The organism is Paracoccus sp. Ld10 (assembly GCF_045064235.1).
Taxonomy (GTDB): Bacteria; Pseudomonadota; Alphaproteobacteria; order Rhodobacterales; family Rhodobacteraceae; genus Paracoccus.
The window spans coordinates 30,458-47,969 of sequence record NZ_JBISHD010000006.1; the positions used below are offsets into that span (position 1 = coordinate 30,458).

The following is a 17,512-nucleotide window of genomic DNA, read 5'->3' on the forward strand; positions in this document are numbered from 1 at the left end:
GATCAGACGGGCCAGCCGCCTTTTTTCATGGCCGCCAGCAGGCGGTCATCGGCATCGGGTGCCATCATGTCCAGGCTGGTGCGACGCAGGAACCAGTCCAGGAATTTTGCGGCCGGCGGGTCGTGACCCGGGGCCAGCGCCAGCGCATGTTCCGCCCCAAGCACCCCGGCATTCAGCGTGATGTGGTGATAATCCGACTGGCCGAACAGCACGACCGGCTTGCCCAGGATCAGCCCGTCGAACCCCACGCCGCTGTTTTGCGTCACCACGAAGGCGCAATCGCGCAGTGCCGCCGCGGTGTCGCCGCCGATGGTCAGGTTCGGATGATGGCGCGCCAGGCGGTCAAGGGCTGTGCGATCGGCGTCGTCATAGACCTCCTTTGGGTGCAGGGTGGCGATGCAGGGACGCCCGGTTCGGGCGGCGGCGCGGATCATCTGGATGGGGCTGGCCGACTGAAAGCTGCGCTGGCGGCGGATATGGCCCTGAAGCGGGATCAGGATGTGATCACCGCGCACCGGGTCCGGCCCCGGCAGCACGCGGGCGCGCAGCCGGCGGGCAAAATTCCGGGCCGCATGTTCCTCGATCCGGGAGGGGTCGAAGGCGCACTGGGCAATGGGCCAGCGCCAGCGTTCGGCCATCCGCTCCAGCCGCCAATAGGGATAATGATAGGCCAGCCGAAAGGTCAGCGCGCGATCATGGGTGGGACGCTCCATGTTGAACAGCGCGTATCCGGGCCGGTCAGGGGCCTGCGCCCGCGCATCGGTGCCCGACCGTTCGACGCGGACAGTCCAGCCCCTGGGTTCCAGCAGCGCGCGGATACGGTTCACGACGCCCAGCTTGCCCGCCTGCGCGGTCTGCAGGACGGGTGGATGCAGATATACGGTCAGCAGCAGATCGCTCATGGCGCGACGCTAGGGGGGGACGGGTCGGTTTTCAACGGGTTGCAAGCCGGGCGGGGCGTCCATATCTGCACCACCAACGTATACAGAACGGAGCGCGCAATGGCTGATGACAAGTTTCCCGGCTGGCACGGCACCACGATCCTGGCGGTTCGCCGGGGCGGCAAGGTGGTCGTGGCGGGCGATGGGCAGGTCAGCGTCGGCCCGACCGTGATGAAGGGCAGCGCCCGCAAGGTGCGCCGCCTGACCCCCGGCGGGCGCGACGTGGTCGTGGGCTTTGCCGGATCGACCGCCGACGCGTTCACCCTGTTGGAGCGGCTGGAGAAGAAGCTGGAGGCAGCACCGGGCCAGCTGCAGCGTGCCTGCGTGGACCTGGCCAAGGATTGGCGCATGGACAAGTACCTGCGCAATCTGGAGGCCATGCTGATCGTCACCGACGGGGTGGATCTGCTGGTCGTGACCGGCGCCGGCGACGTGCTGGAGCCAGAGCATGATGTGGCGGCGATCGGGTCGGGCGGGAATTTCGCCCTGGCCGCGGCGCGGGGTCTGCTGGAAAGCGATCTGGACGCAGAGGCGATTGCCCGCCGGGCGATGGCGATCGCGGCCGACATCTGCGTCTATACCAACGGGCGCCTGACGGTTGAAACCATCGGTTGATGGCTATCTGGACAACGAACAAGGGGCGCGCGGTGCACGGCGCCGGACCCCGTGGAGAGCGACATGAGTGACCTGACCCCCCGCGAGATCGTATCCGAGCTGGACCGGTTCATCATCGGGCAGAGCGACGCCAAGCGCGCGGTGGCCGTGGCCATGCGCAACCGCTGGCGGCGCAAGCAGCTGGGCGACGACCTGCGCGACGAGGTGTATCCCAAGAACATCCTGATGATCGGGCCGACCGGCGTCGGCAAGACCGAGATCAGCCGCCGCCTGGCCAAACTGGCCAACGCGCCCTTTATCAAGGTCGAGGCGACCAAGTTCACCGAGGTGGGCTATGTCGGGCGCGACGTGGAACAGATCATCCGCGATCTGGCCGACGCCGCGATGATCGACACCCGCGAGCGGATGCGCGAGGCGGTCAAGGCCCGCGCCCACAAGGCCGCCGAGGAGCGTGTGGTCGAGGCGCTGGCCGGCAAGGATGCCCGCGACGGCACCCGCCAGATGTTCCGCGACAAGCTGAAGCGTGGAGAGCTGGACGATACGGTGATCGAGCTGGAGGTTCAGGACAATTCGAACCCGCTTGGCGGGATGGAGATGCCCGGCCAGCCGGGCCAGCCCATCGGCGGCATGATGGACCTGTCGGGCCTGATGAAGGCGTTCGGCGGGCGCAAGGTGCGCCGCAAGGTCACCGTGTCGGAAAGCTATGAGATGCTGATCGCCGAGGAGGCGGACAAGCTGTTGGACGATGACGCGGTCAAGGCCACCGCGCTGGAGGCCGTGCAGCAAAGCGGCATCGTCTTTATCGACGAAATCGACAAGGTCTGTGCCCGCGCCGAGGCCCGTGGCGGCGATGTCAGCCGCGAAGGCGTGCAGCGCGACCTGCTGCCCTTGATCGAGGGGACGACGGTCAGCACGAAATACGGCGCGGTCAAGACCGACCACATCCTGTTCATCGCCTCGGGCGCATTCCATGTGGCCAAACCGTCGGACCTGCTGCCCGAACTGCAGGGCCGCCTGCCGATCCGGGTGGAATTGCGGGCCCTGACCGAGGAGGATTTCATCCGCATCCTGACCGAGACCGACAACGCCCTGACGCGCCAGTACACCGCACTGATGCAGACCGAGGGCGTGACCGTTGATTTCACCGAAAACGGCATCGCGGCGCTGGCCCGCATCGCGGCCGAGGTCAACGCCTCGGTCGAGAACATCGGCGCGCGGCGGCTGTACACGGTGATCGAGCGGGTGTTCGAGGAGCTGTCCTTTACCGCCCCCGACCGCAGCGGACAGTCTGTCAGCGTGGATGCCGACTTCGTGGAACGCCATCTGGGCGACCTGTCGCGGTCGACCGATCTGTCACGCTATGTCCTGTAACGGGGGAACCTGTGGCCAGCCTGTGGTGTTGGCTGGCTGAACACAGCAGGGGACAGATCACATGGGTTGGCTTTTCAGTATCATCATCTTTGCACTGGATGTCTGGGCGATCGCACAGATCATCAACACCGGTGCCAGCAACAAAGCCAAGATCCTGTGGATCCTGCTGATCGTGATTCTGCCAGTGGTCGGCCTGATCATCTGGTATTTCGCGGGGCCCAAATCAAACGTCAGAATGTGACGTGACCGCACCGACGTGACGAACGCGCCTCCGGCAACGGGGGCGCGTTTTTCATTGCGTGCGACGCAGATACACGTAATAGGCCCCGTCGCCGCCATGGCGGAAATGCGCGGCCGTCACCTGTTGCACCACCGCCGCCAGGGGTGGGCTGTGCAGCCAATAGGGCACCTGATGGCGCAACGCGCCCGGACGCGTCGGCAGCGGACCGTGATCGCCGCGGCCCTTGCCCGTGATGACCAGCACCAGCCGCAGGCCGGATGCGTGGCATGACAGGATAAAGTGCACCAACTCCGGCCCGGCCGCGGCCAATGTCAGGCCGTGCAGGTCCAGCCGGGCCTCGGGGCGCAGCTTGCCCTGGCTCATCTTGCGATGGGTTCGGGCGTCCATGCGCAGCCCGGCCTGTGACAGACGCTCTGCCGGGGTCTGGGGACGCGCGACGACGGGGCTGGCGGGCTTGGCCGCCTGACCGACGCGGAACCGGGCCGGCAATTGCGGCGGCGATGGCGGTGTCGGGGCGGGCTGGGCCACCGCCGGCGGTACAACGAATGCGGAAAAGGCCGCCAGATCGGCGGCCTGTCCTTTGCGCTTGGGGTCAAGCGGCTCTGCGGTTCTGGCGACGCGGGACCACAGGTCCCGGTCTTCGGGGGTCAGGCCCCTGCGCCGGCGCATCAGCTTGTCGCGACAAGCTGCCAGTTCGGATCGTCCTGATCCATGCGGCGCGCAAAGGTCCACGTGTCCTTTTGCTTGCGCGAGGCCTTGGGATCGCCATCGATCACCGTACCGTCGGCGTCGCGGGTCGCCGCGATCAATTCCCCGACGAAACGAATCGAAATTTCCGCCAGCCCGGTTGCGGGGTCGAACTCTGCCGCCGCCAGTGCCGTATCGCGGGTGCCCAGATACGTCGCCTCGACTGTCTGGCCATTGGCTATACGCTGATCGATGACCGACTGGAACGCCTCGGCCACGGGATCGGACAGAAACGGACGCACCTCGGACAGGTCGCCGCGTTCGAATGCCATCAGGATCATTTCATAGGCGTTGCGCGCACCGCCCAGAAAATCGCGCAGCCCAAAGGACGGGTCGACCCGCTTCATCGCGGCCAATGCCTTGGCAGCGGCGCTACCGGCATCGGTGTGGTCCAGAATGTCGTGATCGACGTCATCGACCGAACCGTCGATGACCTCAAATCGGGTGGGCTTCGCGGCGGCCACGGGCTGGTCGACCTCGGGCGGCTCAAAGCCGTCGCGCGTCCCAAGAACGTTTTTCAGCCTTAGGATCAGAAAGATCGCAATCCCGGCAAGGACGATCAGCTGAAGAAGCGGGTTGGACATGCAGGCAACCTCTGGGTCATAACGGGTCGTTGGTATCGGGCGGTCTGACCATTATGTAGGGAGTGCCTCGGCGCAAGTCCAGTTTCCGCGCCGGCAGGAAGGGGAATTCACATGCGGCTTATCGCCATGTTTCTGGTGGTGCCGATCATCGAGATCGCGCTGTTCATCCAGGTCGGGGGTCTGATCGGGGTTTGGTCCACGCTGGCGCTGGTATTGCTGTCGGCGATGGCCGGCGTCACCATCATGCGCAGTCAGGGCGCGCGTGCCGGAATGCAGATCCAGCACAGCCTGGACGCCATGCGCGATCCATCGCGTCCACTGGCCCATGGCGCGATGATCATCGCCGCCGGACTGCTGCTGCTGCTGCCCGGCTTCTTCAGCGACACTCTGGGGTTGCTGCTGTTGATCCCCCCGGTTCGCACGATGCTGATGGCCCGCGTTGCCCGACGCTTGCGGGGATCGCATGTCCGGGTACAGACTGCGACGATGCGCCGCGATCCTCATCGCCCGCCCTATGACAAGGGCGTGATCGACGGCGAATTCATCGCCACCGGTGACGACAGGCGCCCTCCCGTCGATCTGCCGTTGGAGGATACCGACGATACAGGTCCGTCGCGGCCGGGACGTGGATCCGGCTGGACCCGGCATTGAGGGCCGGCGACCGGCCTGCTACAAGTCGGCGCAAATCCGCATCACAAAGGTAGGACAATGGCCGAAGACACCCCGCAGAACGGCGCAGAACCCGCAGCAGCGGCACAGCCGCGCATGCAGATCATGGCGCAGTTCATCCGCGACCTGTCCTTTGAGAACGCCGTCGCGCAGAAGGGCGCCCCCCAGGGCGAGGTTCAGCCCGAGATCACCGTCCAGGTCAGCCTGGACGCCCGCAAGCGCGGCAGCGACACCCAGTTCGAGGTCATCACCAAGTACCGCGTCACCTCGACCAACAAGGGCGATGGCGCGACGCTGTTTCTGGCGGAACTGGATTACGGAGGGGTCTTTCAGATCGACGGCGTGCCGCAGGACCAGTTGCACCCGTTCCTGATGATCGAATGCCCCCGCATGCTGTTCCCCTATGTGCGGCGCATCATTTCGGACATGACGCGCGACGGGGGATTCCCGGCGTTCAACATGGACCCGGTCGATTTCGTGGCCCTGTACCGCCAGGAACTGGCACGGCGCGCACAGACCGCACAGACGGCACCGGCCGACCAGCGGCTGTCCTAGGCCCCATGGCCAAGCCCGCATCGCGTGCCTGGCAGCGGATGCTGTCGGGCCGCAGGCTGGACCTGCTGGACCCGACGCCCTTTGACATCGAGATCGAGGATATCGCCCACGGTCTGGCCTTTGTCGCCCGCTGGAACGGCCAGACGCACGGCGACTGGCCCTATTCGGTGGCGGAACATTCGCTGCTGGTGGAACAGATCTTCGACGGGCTGAACCCCGGCGGCGATCCGTGCTGGCGGCTGGCGGCGCTGTTGCACGACGCACCGGAATACGTGATCGGGGACATGATCTCTCCGGTCAAGGCGGCGTTGGGGCGCGAATACGGGGCAATGGACGAACGGCTGACCTCGGCCATCCACCGACGATTCGGGCTGCCCGCGACGCTGCCCGTGGCGGTCAAACGCCGCATCAAGGCCGCCGACCGGGTCTCTGCCCGGCTGGAGGCCGTGACCATCGCGGGCTTTGCCCTGCCCGAGGCGCGGCGCCTGTTTCCCATCCCCGATGCGCAGATGCTGCCCGACCTGCAGATCACCCTGCGTCCGCCTGCACAGACCCGTGCGGCCTATCTGGCGCGGTTTGCCGACCTGATCGCCCTGATCGACAAGGCGCACTGACATGCGAAAGGGGGCCGCGATGGCCCCCCTTCGGTCACGTCAGTCCGGCGTGGATCAGATCAGCAGATCGTCCAGGTCCTTGCCGCTTTCCAGGCTTTCCTGGACCCACCGCGGTTTGCGGCCGCGACCCGTCCAGGTCATCGTCGGATCCTGCGGGTTGGCATATTTCGGCGCGACCGTCCCGGTCTTGCGCGCCTTGGCGCCCGTCAGTTCTGCAAGGTTGAAGCCGTGCTCGCGCGCGGCTTCCTCGACCGCGGTCAGGGCCTCGCGCCGTTTGCGGTCCTCATAGGAGTTGATCGCGCGGTCCAGCTTTGTCCGCAGTTCGCGCATTTCCTTGAGAGACATGGTGTCGAAGTCGATGCTCATTTGTTCCGGTTTCTATATTGGAAAAGGTTAATTCCTAGCCGATATAACCATTTTCAATAATCAATCAATATATATATGTAAATCTTCATCGCGGTCCGCGCTTGGCAAGAATGCGTTGCAGTGTCCGGCGATGCATATGCAGGCGGCGCGCAGTTTCACTGACATTGCGTTCGCATTGTTCGTATACGCGTTGAATATGCTCCCATCTGACGCGATCCGCGGACATCGGATTTTCCGGCGGAGGCGGCAGTAATTCACCGCTGGACAGCAATGCGGACGTGACGTCGTTCGCATCTGCGGGCTTTGCCAGATAATCCGTGGCCCCCATTTTCACTGCCGCGACGGCCGTGGCGATGGCACCGTATCCGGTCAGAACGATGATCCTTGCATCCGCACGGCGCTCACGCAGTGCCTCGACCACGTCCAGCCCGTTACCATCCTCCAACCGCAGATCGACCACCGCATAGGCAGGTGCGCGGCGTTCGATAAGCCGCATGGCCCCCGCCACCGTCAGCGAGGTTTCGGGCTGAAACCCGCGCTTTTCCATCGCGCGCGCCAGCCGGGTCAGAAAGATTTCGTCATCGTCGACCAGCAACAGCGAAGCGTCGGGGCCGATTTGTGCGTTCAACTGATCCATCCGAGAGCCTTTTCACGATATTTAAGAGCAAATGGGCAATCATGCGCAGGATATCAAACCCTGTGCGACAAACTGCCTTCAGACCGAGGCGTCTGTATAACAAGCGACAGTCTGGGCCATCTGTTCCGGCGTGGTTTCACGCGAAAAGAATTCAACAGTCTTTCCGCCCGGCATCACCAGATAGGTATTGGCCATATGGTCTGCCAAATAGTATTCCTTGTCTTCCTCGTCATTCAGCTTGAAGTAATTACGCCAGCCCTTGTTGACTGCGGCGATTTCCTGATCGCTTCCGGTCAGGCCTATCATGCGGTCTGAAAAAAGACTGGTGTAATCCGCCAGAACCTCGGGGGTGTCACGGCGCGGATCGACGGTGACAAAGACGGTCTGCACGTCCGCTCCGGCCTCTGTCAAAAGAGCCTCGGCCTCGGCATTGCGGGCGCTGTCCAAAGGACAGACATCAGGGCAGAACGTATAGCCAAAGTACAGCAGGCTGGGCTTGTCAAAGACCTCCTGGTCGGTGACGCGCTGGCCGTCATCACGCGTCAGGGTAAAGGAGGTGCCAAAGGCGTCCATGCCCCCTGCCACGCTGCTGCCGCTGCACTGTGCAAACTGGTCGTCGCCCGGGCGCATCGCCAGGAACAGCGCGCCACCTGCCAGAATGCCGACAGCGGCCGCAGTACCGATCAGCAGGATTTTTCGGTCCGTCATTGGCGGGCCTCCTTTGCGTGTCAAATGCCCGCATTGATCGTCCATCGGCGCGCAGGTATCAAGGTTGGGCAATGTCGCAGCAAGGGTCGACGATGTCCACATCCACACACCCCTACGACAGCGCCGACCCCGACCTGCATCAGTCGATGACCCCTCCGATCGATACGCCAAAGGCCGAACCGATCCGAATGCGGACGCTGGTGCTGTTGCGCTGGTTCGCGATCGGGGGCCAGATGGCGGCGGTGATCGTCGCATGGATGATGGGCATCGGCTTTGTCAAACTGCCGATCATCCTGCTGATCGCGTCGTCGATCACCATGAACCTGTGGCTGTTCCTGCGTCCGCCGAAACGGACCTCTCCGAGGCGTGCGGTGCGGCAACTGTCGTTCGATCTTGTTCAGATCTCGACGCTGATGGCGCTGACCGGGGGGATGGCCAATCCGTTCGCGCTGCTGGTGCTGGCCCCAGTGACGATCGCCGCCGCGTCGCTGAACGCGCGTCAGGTGCTGGCCCTGGGGCTGGCCACGGTGGCGCTGATTTCGGTCGCGGCGGTATTCGGGCTGCCCCTGCGGGACCCCGACGGCCAGATCCTGCGGATGGAGCCTATCCTGGCTGTCGGCCACTGGGTCGCGCTGGTCATCGGCGTGGTGTTCTTTGCCGGCTATGCGCACCGGGTGACGGGGGAACTGTCGGACACCTCGGGCGCGCTGTTCGCAACCCAGATGGCCCTGTCGCGCGAACAGCGATTGCAGCATCTGGGCGGTGTCGTGGCGGCCGCCGCGCATGAAATGGGCACGCCCCTCGCCACCATCAAGCTGATCGCCGGCGAGCTGGCCGATGAGCTGCGCGACCGTCCCGACCTGCATGCCGACGCCATCGCCCTGCGCGACAGTGCCGACCGCTGTGCCGCGATTCTGCGCAGCATGGGCCGCGCGGGCAAGGACGACCTGCACATGCGCGCGGCCCCCCTGCGCGCCGTGCTGGAGGATGCGGCCCAGCCCCACATGGACCGCGGCCCCCTGATCGAAATCCACGCCGAAGGCCCGGTGATCCACCGCGATCCGGCCATCATCCACGCGCTGCGCAACCTGATTCAGAACGCCGTCGATTTTGCCGAAAGCCGCGTGGTGATTGAAACACAGGTGACCCAGGGCGCGCTGGTCGTGACCGTGCGCGACGACGGGCCGGGCTATCCGCCGCACCTGCTGTCGCGGATCGGCGACCCCTATCTGACCCGGCGCGCCGAGGCGCAGCGCGGCAGCTATGAGGGGATGGGCCTTGGCCTGTTCATCGCCAAGACCCTGCTGGAACGGTCGGGTGCGCGGCTGACATTTGCCAATGGCGGGCCGGGGGCGATGGTATCGGTGCGCTGGCCGCTGGACCGCATCCGCGCTCAGGACCGCATCGCACTGGCCCACAATCCGACCTTCGACGCGTGAGTTTCTTAACGCCCTGTTAATCAACACCGGATTATGGTCCCTTCGAATGGAAAGGGGCATTTGCGGTGGATATTCAAGGTGCGGGTCTTGTGGCGATGGCGGTCCTGTGCGGGACGGCATCGGTTCTTCTGGCGGTGGCGGCAATCCGGTTCTGGGATCGCCGCCAGACTGGGCAGGGCAGAGCGGTCCGCGCGGGACACGCGATGGACGGCAAGGTCCAGCCGATGGTGTTCCTGTTCCGCGCCGGACGCCTGATCGATGCGACCCCTCCTGCACGCGCGCTGCTGGACCGCATGGGCGGGCCGGAGGATGACTGGCTGCGTCTGATGCGCTGGATCGGCCCCCGCTTTCCCGATGCACCCGAACGCCTGGACATGCTGCCCCGCATCGGCCGGATCGAACTGGTCGGTCAGCAGGGACAGGGCAGTGCGACCCTGCGCCTTGTGGCCGAGGATCTGGGCGATCGGCTGTGGCGTCTCAGCGTCACCGATCCGGGCGCAGAGCATGCTGGCATCGTCGTTGATTCGATGTCCCTGCAGGCAATGGAGGAAGAGCTGGACCTGCTGCGCGGCGCACTGGACGAGACGCCGATGCTGGTCTGGCGCCTGGACGCCGACGATCGCGTGACCTGGGCCAATGCCGCCTATCTGCGCCGCGCCGAGGCCAGGTCAGACGAGGCGCTTGGCTGGCCGTTGCCGCGCCTTCTGGACGCCCCGCGTCCGGTGCCGGGCGCCGGAACCGCCACCCGCCGCGCCGGCCTGGAGGATCAGGGCGCGGTGTCGTGGTACGACTGCCACAGCCACCGGATGGGCAGCGACGTGATGATGTTCGCGCTGCCCGCGGACGCCGCAGTCCGGGCCGAACGCAGTTTGCGCGACTTTGTCCAGACGCTGACCAAGACATTCGCCGACCTGCCCATCGGGCTGGCCATCTTTGACCAGGACCGGAACCTGCAGCTGTTCAATCCGGCGCTGATCGACCTGACCAGTTTGCCGACGGGCTTTCTGACGACACGTCCGTCCCTCTTTGATTTTCTGGACCAGCTTCGCGAGCAACGGATGGTGCCCGAACCCAAGGATTATCGCAGCTGGCGCCAGCATATGGCCAACCTGGAAAGCGCCGCCGCCACCGGCCACCACGTAGAGACCTGGTCGCTGCCGGGTGGGCAGACCTATCGCGTCACGGGCCGCCCCCACCCCAACGGCGCGGTGGCCTTCCTGTTCGAGAACATCACCTCGGAGATGTCGCTGACCCGTGAATTCCGCGCCGAACTGTTGCTGGGTGCACATGTCCTGGACGGGCTGGAGGACGGTCTGGTGGTCTTTTCCAACAGCGGTCAGCTGGTCCTGTCGAACCAAGCTTATCGTGGGCTGTGGGGGGCACCTCCGGCCAGCCTGGCGGACGCCATCACCACATGGGAAGCCGCGGCCCCTGCAGGACGCGGGTTCGCCGCCCTGCGTGACGCACTGCACAATGTCGATGCCGCACGCGTCAGTGGCGCGATGGCCGGCCCGCAGGGGCAGTTGATCGGCTGGACCGTCACCATCCTGTCGGGTGGACGGCGGATGCTGCGGTTCGGTGTCGCCTCGGGGCAGGTGATGCCCCAGGGCGCGCCCGAGGACATGCGCGCCCTGTCCAGCGCGATTGGCGCCGACTGATCAATAGTCCCGCTCAAAGAACACCCCAAGCGAGCTGCCGCCATCGCTGCCCACTGATCCTCGCGCCCGCAGCGACTGCGTGATGTCCAGGTTCAGGTTGATCGACGATCGCCCGCCCTCGCCCACGGACACGTCGGTATAGACGTTCTCGGACAGATAGCGTCCGGCCCGGAGCTCGATGTTGCCCTCGTCGTCGGTGGTCAGGTCCAGATCGTCCAGGCCCGCGCTTTCGCGCAGGTTGCTGATGATCCCGTCGCCCCCACGCCCGGCCAGCACCGCGATGGCGTTGGCCAGCTGCGCCGCCTGAAGCGGGCTGATGCTGTCCAGGCCGCGTCCGAACAACAGCTGGGACAGCACCTCTTCCTGCGGCAGGTCCGGAGAGGATTCAAAGGTGATCTCGGGGTCGCTGACCTCTCCGTCGATGATGATGCGGGTGGTGATCTCGTCCCGCTCGGTCTCGGCGACAAGGCGGATGACCGGGATCAGGCTGCCCTGCAGCTCGACCAGACCTTCGGTCAGGTTGAAGCGGCTGCCCAACAGGTCGACCCGACCGCGGATCAACTGCAGATTTCCGACCGGGATCGCGTTGCGTGTCGTGCCCTGGATTTGAAAGCCGCCGCCCAGTTCGGCGTCGACCCCCCGGCCCCGGATGAACACCCGGTTGGGCGCATTGATGACCAGGTCCAGCGCCGGTGGACGGCCCGGCACCGCCGCCGGCCCAGACATGCCCGCATCACGCGACGCCTGGCTGGGATAGGGTTCCAACCCAGCCTTGGCCCGGGTGGCGCGCACAGGCGGACGCTGGCTGCCGACATGGGTGATGTCGGGGATCGCGCGCGCGCCGCCCAGTCCGGTCGACGGAATGCGAATCTCGGTCTCTCCAAGGTCGATGCGGCCGGACAGGGTCTGGCCCGTTGTGGAGTTCCCGCTGAACCGCACCTGACCGTCGATCACCGTCTGGTACAGGTTCGGGTCACGCAACACGACCTGCGCCAGCGCGACAGAGATGTCGGCCGCCCCGTTCGTCAGATCCACCGGTCCGGACAGTGTCACCCGTCCCCCGGCCAGGACGTTGGCCGCCCCCTCGATCTGCAACCGCCCGGACTGAAAGCCTGCGGTGACGTCGATCCCGTCCAGCCGCACGCCCAGGCCCGGATCGGCCAGCTGGCCGTTCGTCAGGCGCACCTGTCCCGACAGCGCCTGCAGCGATGGTGCGCCCTGGACGCGCAGATTGATCGCCAGTGGCCCCGACACGCTGCGCGTGCGCAACGTGGTGTTGGCCAGCGCGGAATCGGCGCTGCCGTCGATGCCCAGATCGACGGTCGAGCCGTCGCGCGCCGCGGTGCCCGCGATGCGCAGGTCGGTGCTGCCCGGCGCCGTGGCGCGCAGGTCGACCGCAAAGTTCGAACCCTCTTCACGCACCGTGCCGGTCACCGCGACGGCACCCGGAAATTCGGGAACGATCAGGCCCAGATCGGCCAGCCGCGCGTCAAGGGTGATGCCCGTCGCGGGCGCCCCGTCCGCCGTCACCTGCAGCTGTGGGTTGGTCACGTTCAGCCGCTGGACCGAGATGCCCTCGGCCCCCTGGCTGGCGGCCACGTCGAACCGGGTCTGTCCCGCCAGGACCGGATCGACCTGCGGCTGGCCCAGGGACAGGCCGCTGGCCGTGCCCGATGCCTCGACCCGGCGGGTGGTGCCGTCATCGGTCAGCCGCGCATCGGCCTGGACCGCACCGCTGATGCCGCTGCCCAGGAACCGCAGATCCCCCGCGTTCAGCGTTGCGGCGACATCGGTCGCGCCAGCGCCGACCTGGCCCGTGGCGCTGGCCGACAGGCGCGGGTTTTCCACCTGCGCCGTGTCGATGGTAAAGATGCCGCCCTGTTCGGTGCCGGTCACCGACAGGCGTGTCTCGCCCGCAAGGGCACCGTCCACCTGCGCCTGACCGAATGACAGATCGCGTCCGGTCCCGGTCACGGTCAGATTGCGGATGCCGTCGCCGGCCTCGGCAAAGCTGCCCTGCGCCTGCAGGCTGCCGCGCCAGCCCGGCCCGAACGGCGCCAGCGACGCCACGTTCACGTCCCCGGTCAGGTCGGTGACGCCCGGACCATAGGACCCCTGCACCACCGCGCGCATCTGATCGTTCGACAGCCGCCCTTCGGAGATCGTGACGACACCATCGCGTTCCGACGCCTGCAGCGCCAGTTGGGTGGTTCCGGTCAACGCGCCGTCCGCCCCCGACGCGCCCATAGACAGGTCCTGCCCGCTGCCGGTCACGTCGATCAGCCGTGCGCCATCCTCCTCGCGCAGCGTGGCGCGGGCCTGAAACCCGCCCGACCAGTCGGCGCGGATCGATGACAGGTCCACGACCGCCACCTGCGCCACCGCGTCCAGCGCGCCCTGGGCAAAGCTGCCTTGGGCATCCGCGTTCAGCTGCGGGTTGGCCAGCCGGAAATCCTCCAGTTCAAAGCCCTGCGCCGTCTGCAGCGCATTGGCGGTCAGGTCTGTCCGCCCGCTCAGCGCGTTGTCCAACGCCTCGATGCCGATGCGCAGGTCCTGCGCCTGGCCATTCACGGTCAGGCGGCGCTGATCCCGGGGGCCGCTCAGTTCCGCCGTAGCCTCCAGCGATCCGCCCAGATCCGCCCCCGCATCCGCCAGCGACGGCATCGACACCTGCGCTTGCAGGTTGCTGGAGGTCGAACTGATCAGGCCCTGTGCGGTGGCGGTCAGCTGGTTGGCGTTGACGCGGAAATCCTCGATCTCCACGCCCAGTTCGTCGCGGCGGGCCTGCAGCAGGATGGTGGATTCGCCGTCCAGCAACCGGTCCAGCTGTGGCTGATCCAGCGCGATGTCGCGGCCCGACACACGCGCGTCGATGTCAAAGCTTCGGTTCAGCAAGACATAATAGCCCTCGACCGTGGCATCGGCGCTGCCGGTCAGGGGCCGTCCGGCGACGCCCGACAGGCGCGCCAGGTCGGTGTATCGGGCGCCCGCATCCACCGACAGGGTGATGCCGCTGCCCAGACCCGACACCAGGAAATTGCCGTCCAGCCCGTAATCCGCGCCGCGAACCCGCAGGTTGGTGATTTCCAGCGCGTTGCCGGGCGTGAAATTGAACCCGGTCCGACCCTGGACCTGTGCACCCACGGCCTCGTCCAGAGAGGCGTCGTCGAAATCCAGCTCCTCTGCGGCAAAGTCCAGGGCACCGATCACCCGGGACAGGGCGCCCTCGTTCAGAAAGATCTGGCCGCGCCCGGCCAAATCCAGCGCGCCCAGCGCCACGCCATCCAGGTTCAGCGCGCCGATGCCGCCGTCCAGACGCCAGCCGTCGCCTTGTGCCGCGTCATAGTCAAAGGTCAGCCGCCCGGAATCGACCGTCGCGCCTTCGCCGGCAAAAGGCAGGGGCACGGGAACCTGGGTCGCGCCGGCGTCACGGCCCAGTGTCACCTGCAGGTTGGCCTGCTGGGGTGCGGACTGGTCGTTGGTGGACAGCGACCCGGCAATGCGCAGCGCCTCGGTGCGGATGTCCAGGCGGGGAATGTCCAGACGCCCCGTTTCGGCCCGCCAGCCTTCGGCCAGCAGCTGGGTGTCCTCACCGAAAAAGGCCCGGTCCTGCGGGCGCAGCAACGATGCCACGTCGCCGCCCAGCTGGAACCGGAACCCGGTTCCGGGGGCGCCGTCGGTGCCGGTCTCGCCGCTGGCGCTGACCTGTCCGGTGATGCGGGGCTGACCATTGGTCGCCAGCCGGATGTCGGCGGCGAAATCGCTGATCTGACCTTCGCCGCTGATCTGAGCAGTCAGGGCGGGTTTGTCGTAAATGCCGACCAGGTTCGCCAACAGGCCGTCCGCAGCCTCGTCCAGACCCAGGTTCAGGCGCAGGATCTGCGTCTCGTTGCCATAGCCCGCGTCCAGAACGAACTGTCCGCGCGGGCCGTCCAGACGATCGATGGTCAGCTGGGCCGTGCCCTCTCCGCCCTCGAGGCTGATGCCGCCGGCGATGCTCAGCGCGGCCTCGACCCCGATCACGGGTTCGCCCAACACGACACGTTCGACGTTGATCTGTTCGATGTTCAGCGACACGGGCAATTCCGGCAGCGCGAAAACAGGGGCCTCGGCCTGGACGTCCGTTTCCCCGGATGCGGGCAGGCGGGGCAGCAGGATCTCTGCCGCGGACAGCTCTGCGATCTCGATCCGGCGGCGCAACAGCGCGCTGCGGTTCCACTGGATCGCGCCGTTGCGCAGGGTCAGATAGGCGCCATCCTCATCCGAAATGCGCAATTCGGTGAACGTCGCACGTGATGACAGGGCGCCCTCGAACCCCTCGATCACGACCTCACGGCCGTCGCCGGACAGGTTGCTTTCCAGAAGGCCGGTCAGAAAGCCGCGGTCGCTGTCGCCCTCGGCGCTGATTTCAGCGGCGCTTTGGCCCAGCACGGCCATCGGGAACAGGACGGCAAAGGCGGTGATCCAGAACGTGCGCATCAAAATGCCTGCCCCAATCCAAGGTAAAGTTGAACGCCGTTGCCGGTATCGCCGCTGACCGGCCCGGCCACGTCGAACCGCAGCGGTCCGATCGGCGTGTCGTATCGTACGCCCAGACCGGCGCCCGCATGATCGCCGCTTTCGCCGCCGAACGCGTCGTCGGTCCAGACCTGGCCGTAATCGGCAAAGGCCACCACGCCGATCTTTTCACGGACCTGGAACCGGACCTCGGCGGTGGCGCTGGCGACCGACAGGCCGCCGGTCTTGATCGGCCCGTCGGGACCCGCGATCTCCTCGACGCCCAGGGATTGATAGGGATGGCCACGCACGGTGCCGCCCCCGCCTGAAAAGAACAGATAGTTGCGCGGCGTGGTCTCCAGCTCGCCGCCAAAGACCGATCCTGCCCGCGCCCGGCCCGCCAGGGTGATCCGGTCATCCGCACCAAAGGACCGAAAGGCCCGCCCCTCGGCCAGAACGCGCGCACCAGAGCCGGTATCCTCGAACCCGCTGAAGGGCGTCACCTCGGCGGACAGGTAGAACCCGCGCTTGGCGTTGTTCTGATCCTCGCGGCGGTCCCAGATCACATCCATCGGCAGGGCCAGAACCTTGAAATCGGTGCGCCCGTTGGCATCAAAGACGCGCGAGTACTGGTATTCCAGCGCCGCGTCAGCCGTCAGGCGGTCGCTGAAGATGTGGCTTACGCCGAACCCCAGAGTGGCCAGATCCTCGTCGTAATCCTCTTCGCGCATCTGCGCGACCTCGGCCTCGACATAGGCGGTGGTGTCGGCGGTGATCGTGGCGGGGCGTTCCAGGCGGATGGTCAGTTCGTCGTCGCGGTCGCTGGTTTCCGACCCGATGTCCTTGATGCTGCCGTCGATGCGCAGACGCTCACCCCCGCCCAGCAGGTTGCGATGCATCCAATAGGCGGACACCAGCGCCCCGTCGATGGTCGAGATCTCGAACCCCGCACCGATGCGGCGGGGGGCCTGTTCGACCACGGCCAGATCCACGTCCAGCGTGTCGCCGGGGCTGAGCGTCTCGGCCTCCTGCAGGGTGATGGCGGAAAAGACGCCGCTGCGACGCAGGCGCAGGCGCACGGTCTCCAGTTCCTCGGGGTCGAAACGCTCGCCCTCGGGGAAACCGGCGATCTTGCGCAGGCGGCGCTCGTTCAGGCGCTGGTTGCCGCTGACGGTCAGGCGGCCAAAGGTAACGGCGGGACCAGGGGCCAGCGCGATGCGGCTGTCGACCTGATCAGCGTCGTGATCGGCCACGATCTGCTGGTCGGCGATGTCGGCCTTGGCATGGCCATAGGCGCGCCAGTCGTCGACCCCGGCCAGGGCGGTGCTGCGCATGACGCCGGTGCCCGCGACCTCGCCCGTGGCGTAGTCGGCCGGGACCTCTGTCCCGGGGGCTATCGGGGCGATCTGCGCGCGGGAAAAGCGAAAGATCGGGCCGGGATCGACCGCGACGACCACGCGCGACACCTGTTCGGGCGCGTCCAGCGGTGCTACCTCGGCGGCCTCGACCCCGTCCAGGGTGATGGTCACGCTGCCGTCATAGAACCCTTCGTCGTACAACAGGCCCAAAACGCGGGCGTAATCGCCCCGCGCGGCGGCCAGCACGTCCTGACCCGTGGTGCGATCCTCGTTCAGCGCACCTGTCAGCAACAGCGACTGGCGGATCTGGCTTGTCAGATCCTCGTCCCCGCCGGCGACCTGAATATCCAGCGCGACGGGGCCCTCGGCCTCGCTGCTGCCGCCGAACAGGCCCGAAAACGGAGAGCTGCTTTGTGCCATGGCGGCACCTGCCGCGCCAAGTGCCGTCCCTGCCACCAGGATCGCCCGAAGATATGCCCGCATTGCCCGCCCTGTCTTTTGCTTGCGGCAAT

The 17,512-nt window shown here is 66.4% G+C and carries 16 protein-coding genes; 8 read left to right on the forward strand and 8 right to left on the reverse strand.

Annotation, left to right across the window (positions count from 1 at the left end; all coding sequences use genetic code 11):
• Positions 1–2: 2 nt before the first annotated feature.
• Positions 3–902: a hypothetical protein gene (locus tag ACJJVR_RS03295; RefSeq protein WP_405402232.1), complete on the reverse strand. Its 900-nt coding sequence runs from the start codon at positions 900–902 to the stop codon at positions 3–5.
• Positions 903–1,001: 99 nt separating this feature from the next.
• Between ACJJVR_RS03295 and hslV the strand changes: the two genes are divergently transcribed.
• The 3 genes from hslV (at position 1,002) to ACJJVR_RS03310 (ending at position 3,168) form a co-directional block, all read left to right on the forward strand.
• Positions 1,002–1,556, forward strand: a complete 555-nt coding sequence (gene hslV / locus ACJJVR_RS03300) for an ATP-dependent protease subunit HslV (RefSeq protein WP_405402235.1) — start codon at positions 1,002–1,004, stop codon at positions 1,554–1,556.
• Between the two features lie 63 nt (positions 1,557–1,619).
• Positions 1,620–2,927 carry an ATP-dependent protease ATPase subunit HslU gene (gene hslU / locus ACJJVR_RS03305; RefSeq protein ID WP_405402236.1) on the forward strand — a complete coding sequence of 436 codons (1,308 nt, stop codon included), beginning with the start codon at positions 1,620–1,622 and terminating at the stop codon, positions 2,925–2,927.
• A 61-nt stretch (positions 2,928–2,988) separates the two neighbouring features.
• The gene (locus ACJJVR_RS03310; protein WP_405402238.1) at positions 2,989–3,168 is read left to right on the forward strand and encodes a PLDc N-terminal domain-containing protein; all 180 of its coding nucleotides are present in this window, start codon (positions 2,989–2,991) and stop codon (positions 3,166–3,168) included.
• 51 nt (positions 3,169–3,219) lie between these two features.
• Here the strand turns inward: ACJJVR_RS03310 and ACJJVR_RS03315 are convergent, their stop codons facing one another.
• A complete protein-coding gene (locus tag ACJJVR_RS03315; RefSeq protein ID WP_405402239.1) occupies positions 3,220–3,837 on the reverse strand; it encodes a Smr/MutS family protein in 618 nt (205 codons plus the stop codon).
• Positions 3,837–4,499: a Tim44/TimA family putative adaptor protein gene (locus ACJJVR_RS03320; protein WP_405402241.1), complete on the reverse strand. Its 663-nt coding sequence runs from the start codon at positions 4,497–4,499 to the stop codon at positions 3,837–3,839. The genes ACJJVR_RS03315 and ACJJVR_RS03320 overlap by 1 nt, the downstream gene beginning before the upstream one ends.
• Before the next feature lie 111 nt (positions 4,500–4,610).
• Here ACJJVR_RS03320 and ACJJVR_RS03325 point away from each other — a divergent pair, with 111 nt between their 5' ends.
• The 3 genes from ACJJVR_RS03325 to ACJJVR_RS03335 are packed head-to-tail and all read left to right on the forward strand — an operon-like array spanning position 4,611 to position 6,337.
• A complete protein-coding gene (locus ACJJVR_RS03325; RefSeq protein WP_405402243.1) occupies positions 4,611–5,150 on the forward strand; it encodes an FxsA family protein in 540 nt (179 codons plus the stop codon).
• A gap of 57 nt (positions 5,151–5,207) precedes the next feature.
• Positions 5,208–5,723 carry a protein-export chaperone SecB gene (gene secB / locus ACJJVR_RS03330; protein WP_405402244.1) on the forward strand — a complete coding sequence of 172 codons (516 nt, stop codon included), beginning with the start codon at positions 5,208–5,210 and terminating at the stop codon, positions 5,721–5,723.
• Between the two features lie 5 nt (positions 5,724–5,728).
• Complete coding sequence (locus ACJJVR_RS03335; RefSeq protein ID WP_405402246.1) at positions 5,729–6,337, forward strand: hypothetical protein; 609 nt, start codon at positions 5,729–5,731, stop codon at positions 6,335–6,337.
• Between the two features lie 54 nt (positions 6,338–6,391).
• Here the strand turns inward: ACJJVR_RS03335 and ACJJVR_RS03340 are convergent, their stop codons facing one another.
• From ACJJVR_RS03340 to ACJJVR_RS03350, 3 genes are all read right to left on the reverse strand, one after another.
• Entirely contained in the window at positions 6,392–6,703 is a 312-nt protein-coding gene (locus ACJJVR_RS03340; RefSeq protein WP_405402247.1) for an H-NS family nucleoid-associated regulatory protein, read from the reverse strand.
• A gap of 85 nt (positions 6,704–6,788) precedes the next feature.
• The gene (locus ACJJVR_RS03345; protein WP_405402248.1) at positions 6,789–7,340 is read right to left on the reverse strand and encodes an ActR/PrrA/RegA family redox response regulator transcription factor; all 552 of its coding nucleotides are present in this window, start codon (positions 7,338–7,340) and stop codon (positions 6,789–6,791) included.
• 78 nt (positions 7,341–7,418) lie between these two features.
• Complete coding sequence (locus ACJJVR_RS03350; protein WP_405402250.1) at positions 7,419–8,048, reverse strand: SCO family protein; 630 nt, start codon at positions 8,046–8,048, stop codon at positions 7,419–7,421.
• A gap of 92 nt (positions 8,049–8,140) precedes the next feature.
• Here ACJJVR_RS03350 and ACJJVR_RS03355 point away from each other — a divergent pair, with 92 nt between their 5' ends.
• Both ACJJVR_RS03355 and ACJJVR_RS03360 read left to right on the forward strand, forming a co-directional pair.
• Positions 8,141–9,487 carry an ActS/PrrB/RegB family redox-sensitive histidine kinase gene (locus tag ACJJVR_RS03355; RefSeq protein WP_405402251.1) on the forward strand — a complete coding sequence of 449 codons (1,347 nt, stop codon included), beginning with the start codon at positions 8,141–8,143 and terminating at the stop codon, positions 9,485–9,487.
• A 65-nt stretch (positions 9,488–9,552) separates the two neighbouring features.
• Positions 9,553–11,145, forward strand: a complete 1,593-nt coding sequence (locus tag ACJJVR_RS03360) for a PAS-domain containing protein (protein WP_405402253.1) — start codon at positions 9,553–9,555, stop codon at positions 11,143–11,145.
• Here the strand turns inward: ACJJVR_RS03360 and ACJJVR_RS03365 are convergent, their stop codons facing one another.
• Entirely contained in the window at positions 11,146–15,624 is a 4,479-nt protein-coding gene (locus ACJJVR_RS03365) for a translocation/assembly module TamB domain-containing protein (protein WP_405402255.1), read from the reverse strand.
• Positions 15,624–17,483, reverse strand: a complete 1,860-nt coding sequence (locus ACJJVR_RS03370; RefSeq protein ID WP_405402257.1) for an autotransporter assembly complex family protein — start codon at positions 17,481–17,483, stop codon at positions 15,624–15,626. The genes ACJJVR_RS03365 and ACJJVR_RS03370 overlap by 1 nt, the downstream gene beginning before the upstream one ends.
• Positions 17,484–17,512: the final 29 nt, after the last annotated feature.

Excerpts from the sequence above, each read along its gene's own strand:
- ACJJVR_RS03335 (WP_405402246.1), top strand. The coding sequence starts at position 5,729 with ATGGCCAAGCCCGCATCGCGTGCCTGGCAGCGGATGCTGTCGGGCCGC.
- ACJJVR_RS03345 (WP_405402248.1), bottom strand. The coding sequence starts at position 7,340 with ATGGATCAGTTGAACGCACAAATCGGCCCCGACGCTTCGCTGTTGCTG.
- ACJJVR_RS03320 (WP_405402241.1), bottom strand. The coding sequence starts at position 4,499 with ATGTCCAACCCGCTTCTTCAGCTGATCGTCCTTGCCGGGATTGCGATC.
- hslU (WP_405402236.1), top strand. The coding sequence starts at position 1,620 with ATGAGTGACCTGACCCCCCGCGAGATCGTATCCGAGCTGGACCGGTTC.
- ACJJVR_RS03315 (WP_405402239.1), bottom strand. The coding sequence starts at position 3,837 with ATGCGCCGGCGCAGGGGCCTGACCCCCGAAGACCGGGACCTGTGGTCC.
- ACJJVR_RS03340 (WP_405402247.1), bottom strand. The coding sequence starts at position 6,703 with ATGAGCATCGACTTCGACACCATGTCTCTCAAGGAAATGCGCGAACTG.
- secB (WP_405402244.1), top strand. The coding sequence starts at position 5,208 with ATGGCCGAAGACACCCCGCAGAACGGCGCAGAACCCGCAGCAGCGGCA.
- ACJJVR_RS03295 (WP_405402232.1), bottom strand. The coding sequence starts at position 902 with ATGAGCGATCTGCTGCTGACCGTATATCTGCATCCACCCGTCCTGCAG.
- ACJJVR_RS03325 (WP_405402243.1), top strand. The coding sequence starts at position 4,611 with ATGCGGCTTATCGCCATGTTTCTGGTGGTGCCGATCATCGAGATCGCG.
- ACJJVR_RS03310 (WP_405402238.1), top strand. The coding sequence starts at position 2,989 with ATGGGTTGGCTTTTCAGTATCATCATCTTTGCACTGGATGTCTGGGCG.
- ACJJVR_RS03365 (WP_405402255.1), bottom strand. The coding sequence starts at position 15,624 with ATGCGCACGTTCTGGATCACCGCCTTTGCCGTCCTGTTCCCGATGGCC.
- ACJJVR_RS03350 (WP_405402250.1), bottom strand. The coding sequence starts at position 8,048 with ATGACGGACCGAAAAATCCTGCTGATCGGTACTGCGGCCGCTGTCGGC.
- ACJJVR_RS03355 (WP_405402251.1), top strand. The coding sequence starts at position 8,141 with ATGTCCACATCCACACACCCCTACGACAGCGCCGACCCCGACCTGCAT.
- ACJJVR_RS03370 (WP_405402257.1), bottom strand. The coding sequence starts at position 17,483 with ATGCGGGCATATCTTCGGGCGATCCTGGTGGCAGGGACGGCACTTGGC.
- hslV (WP_405402235.1), top strand. The coding sequence starts at position 1,002 with ATGGCTGATGACAAGTTTCCCGGCTGGCACGGCACCACGATCCTGGCG.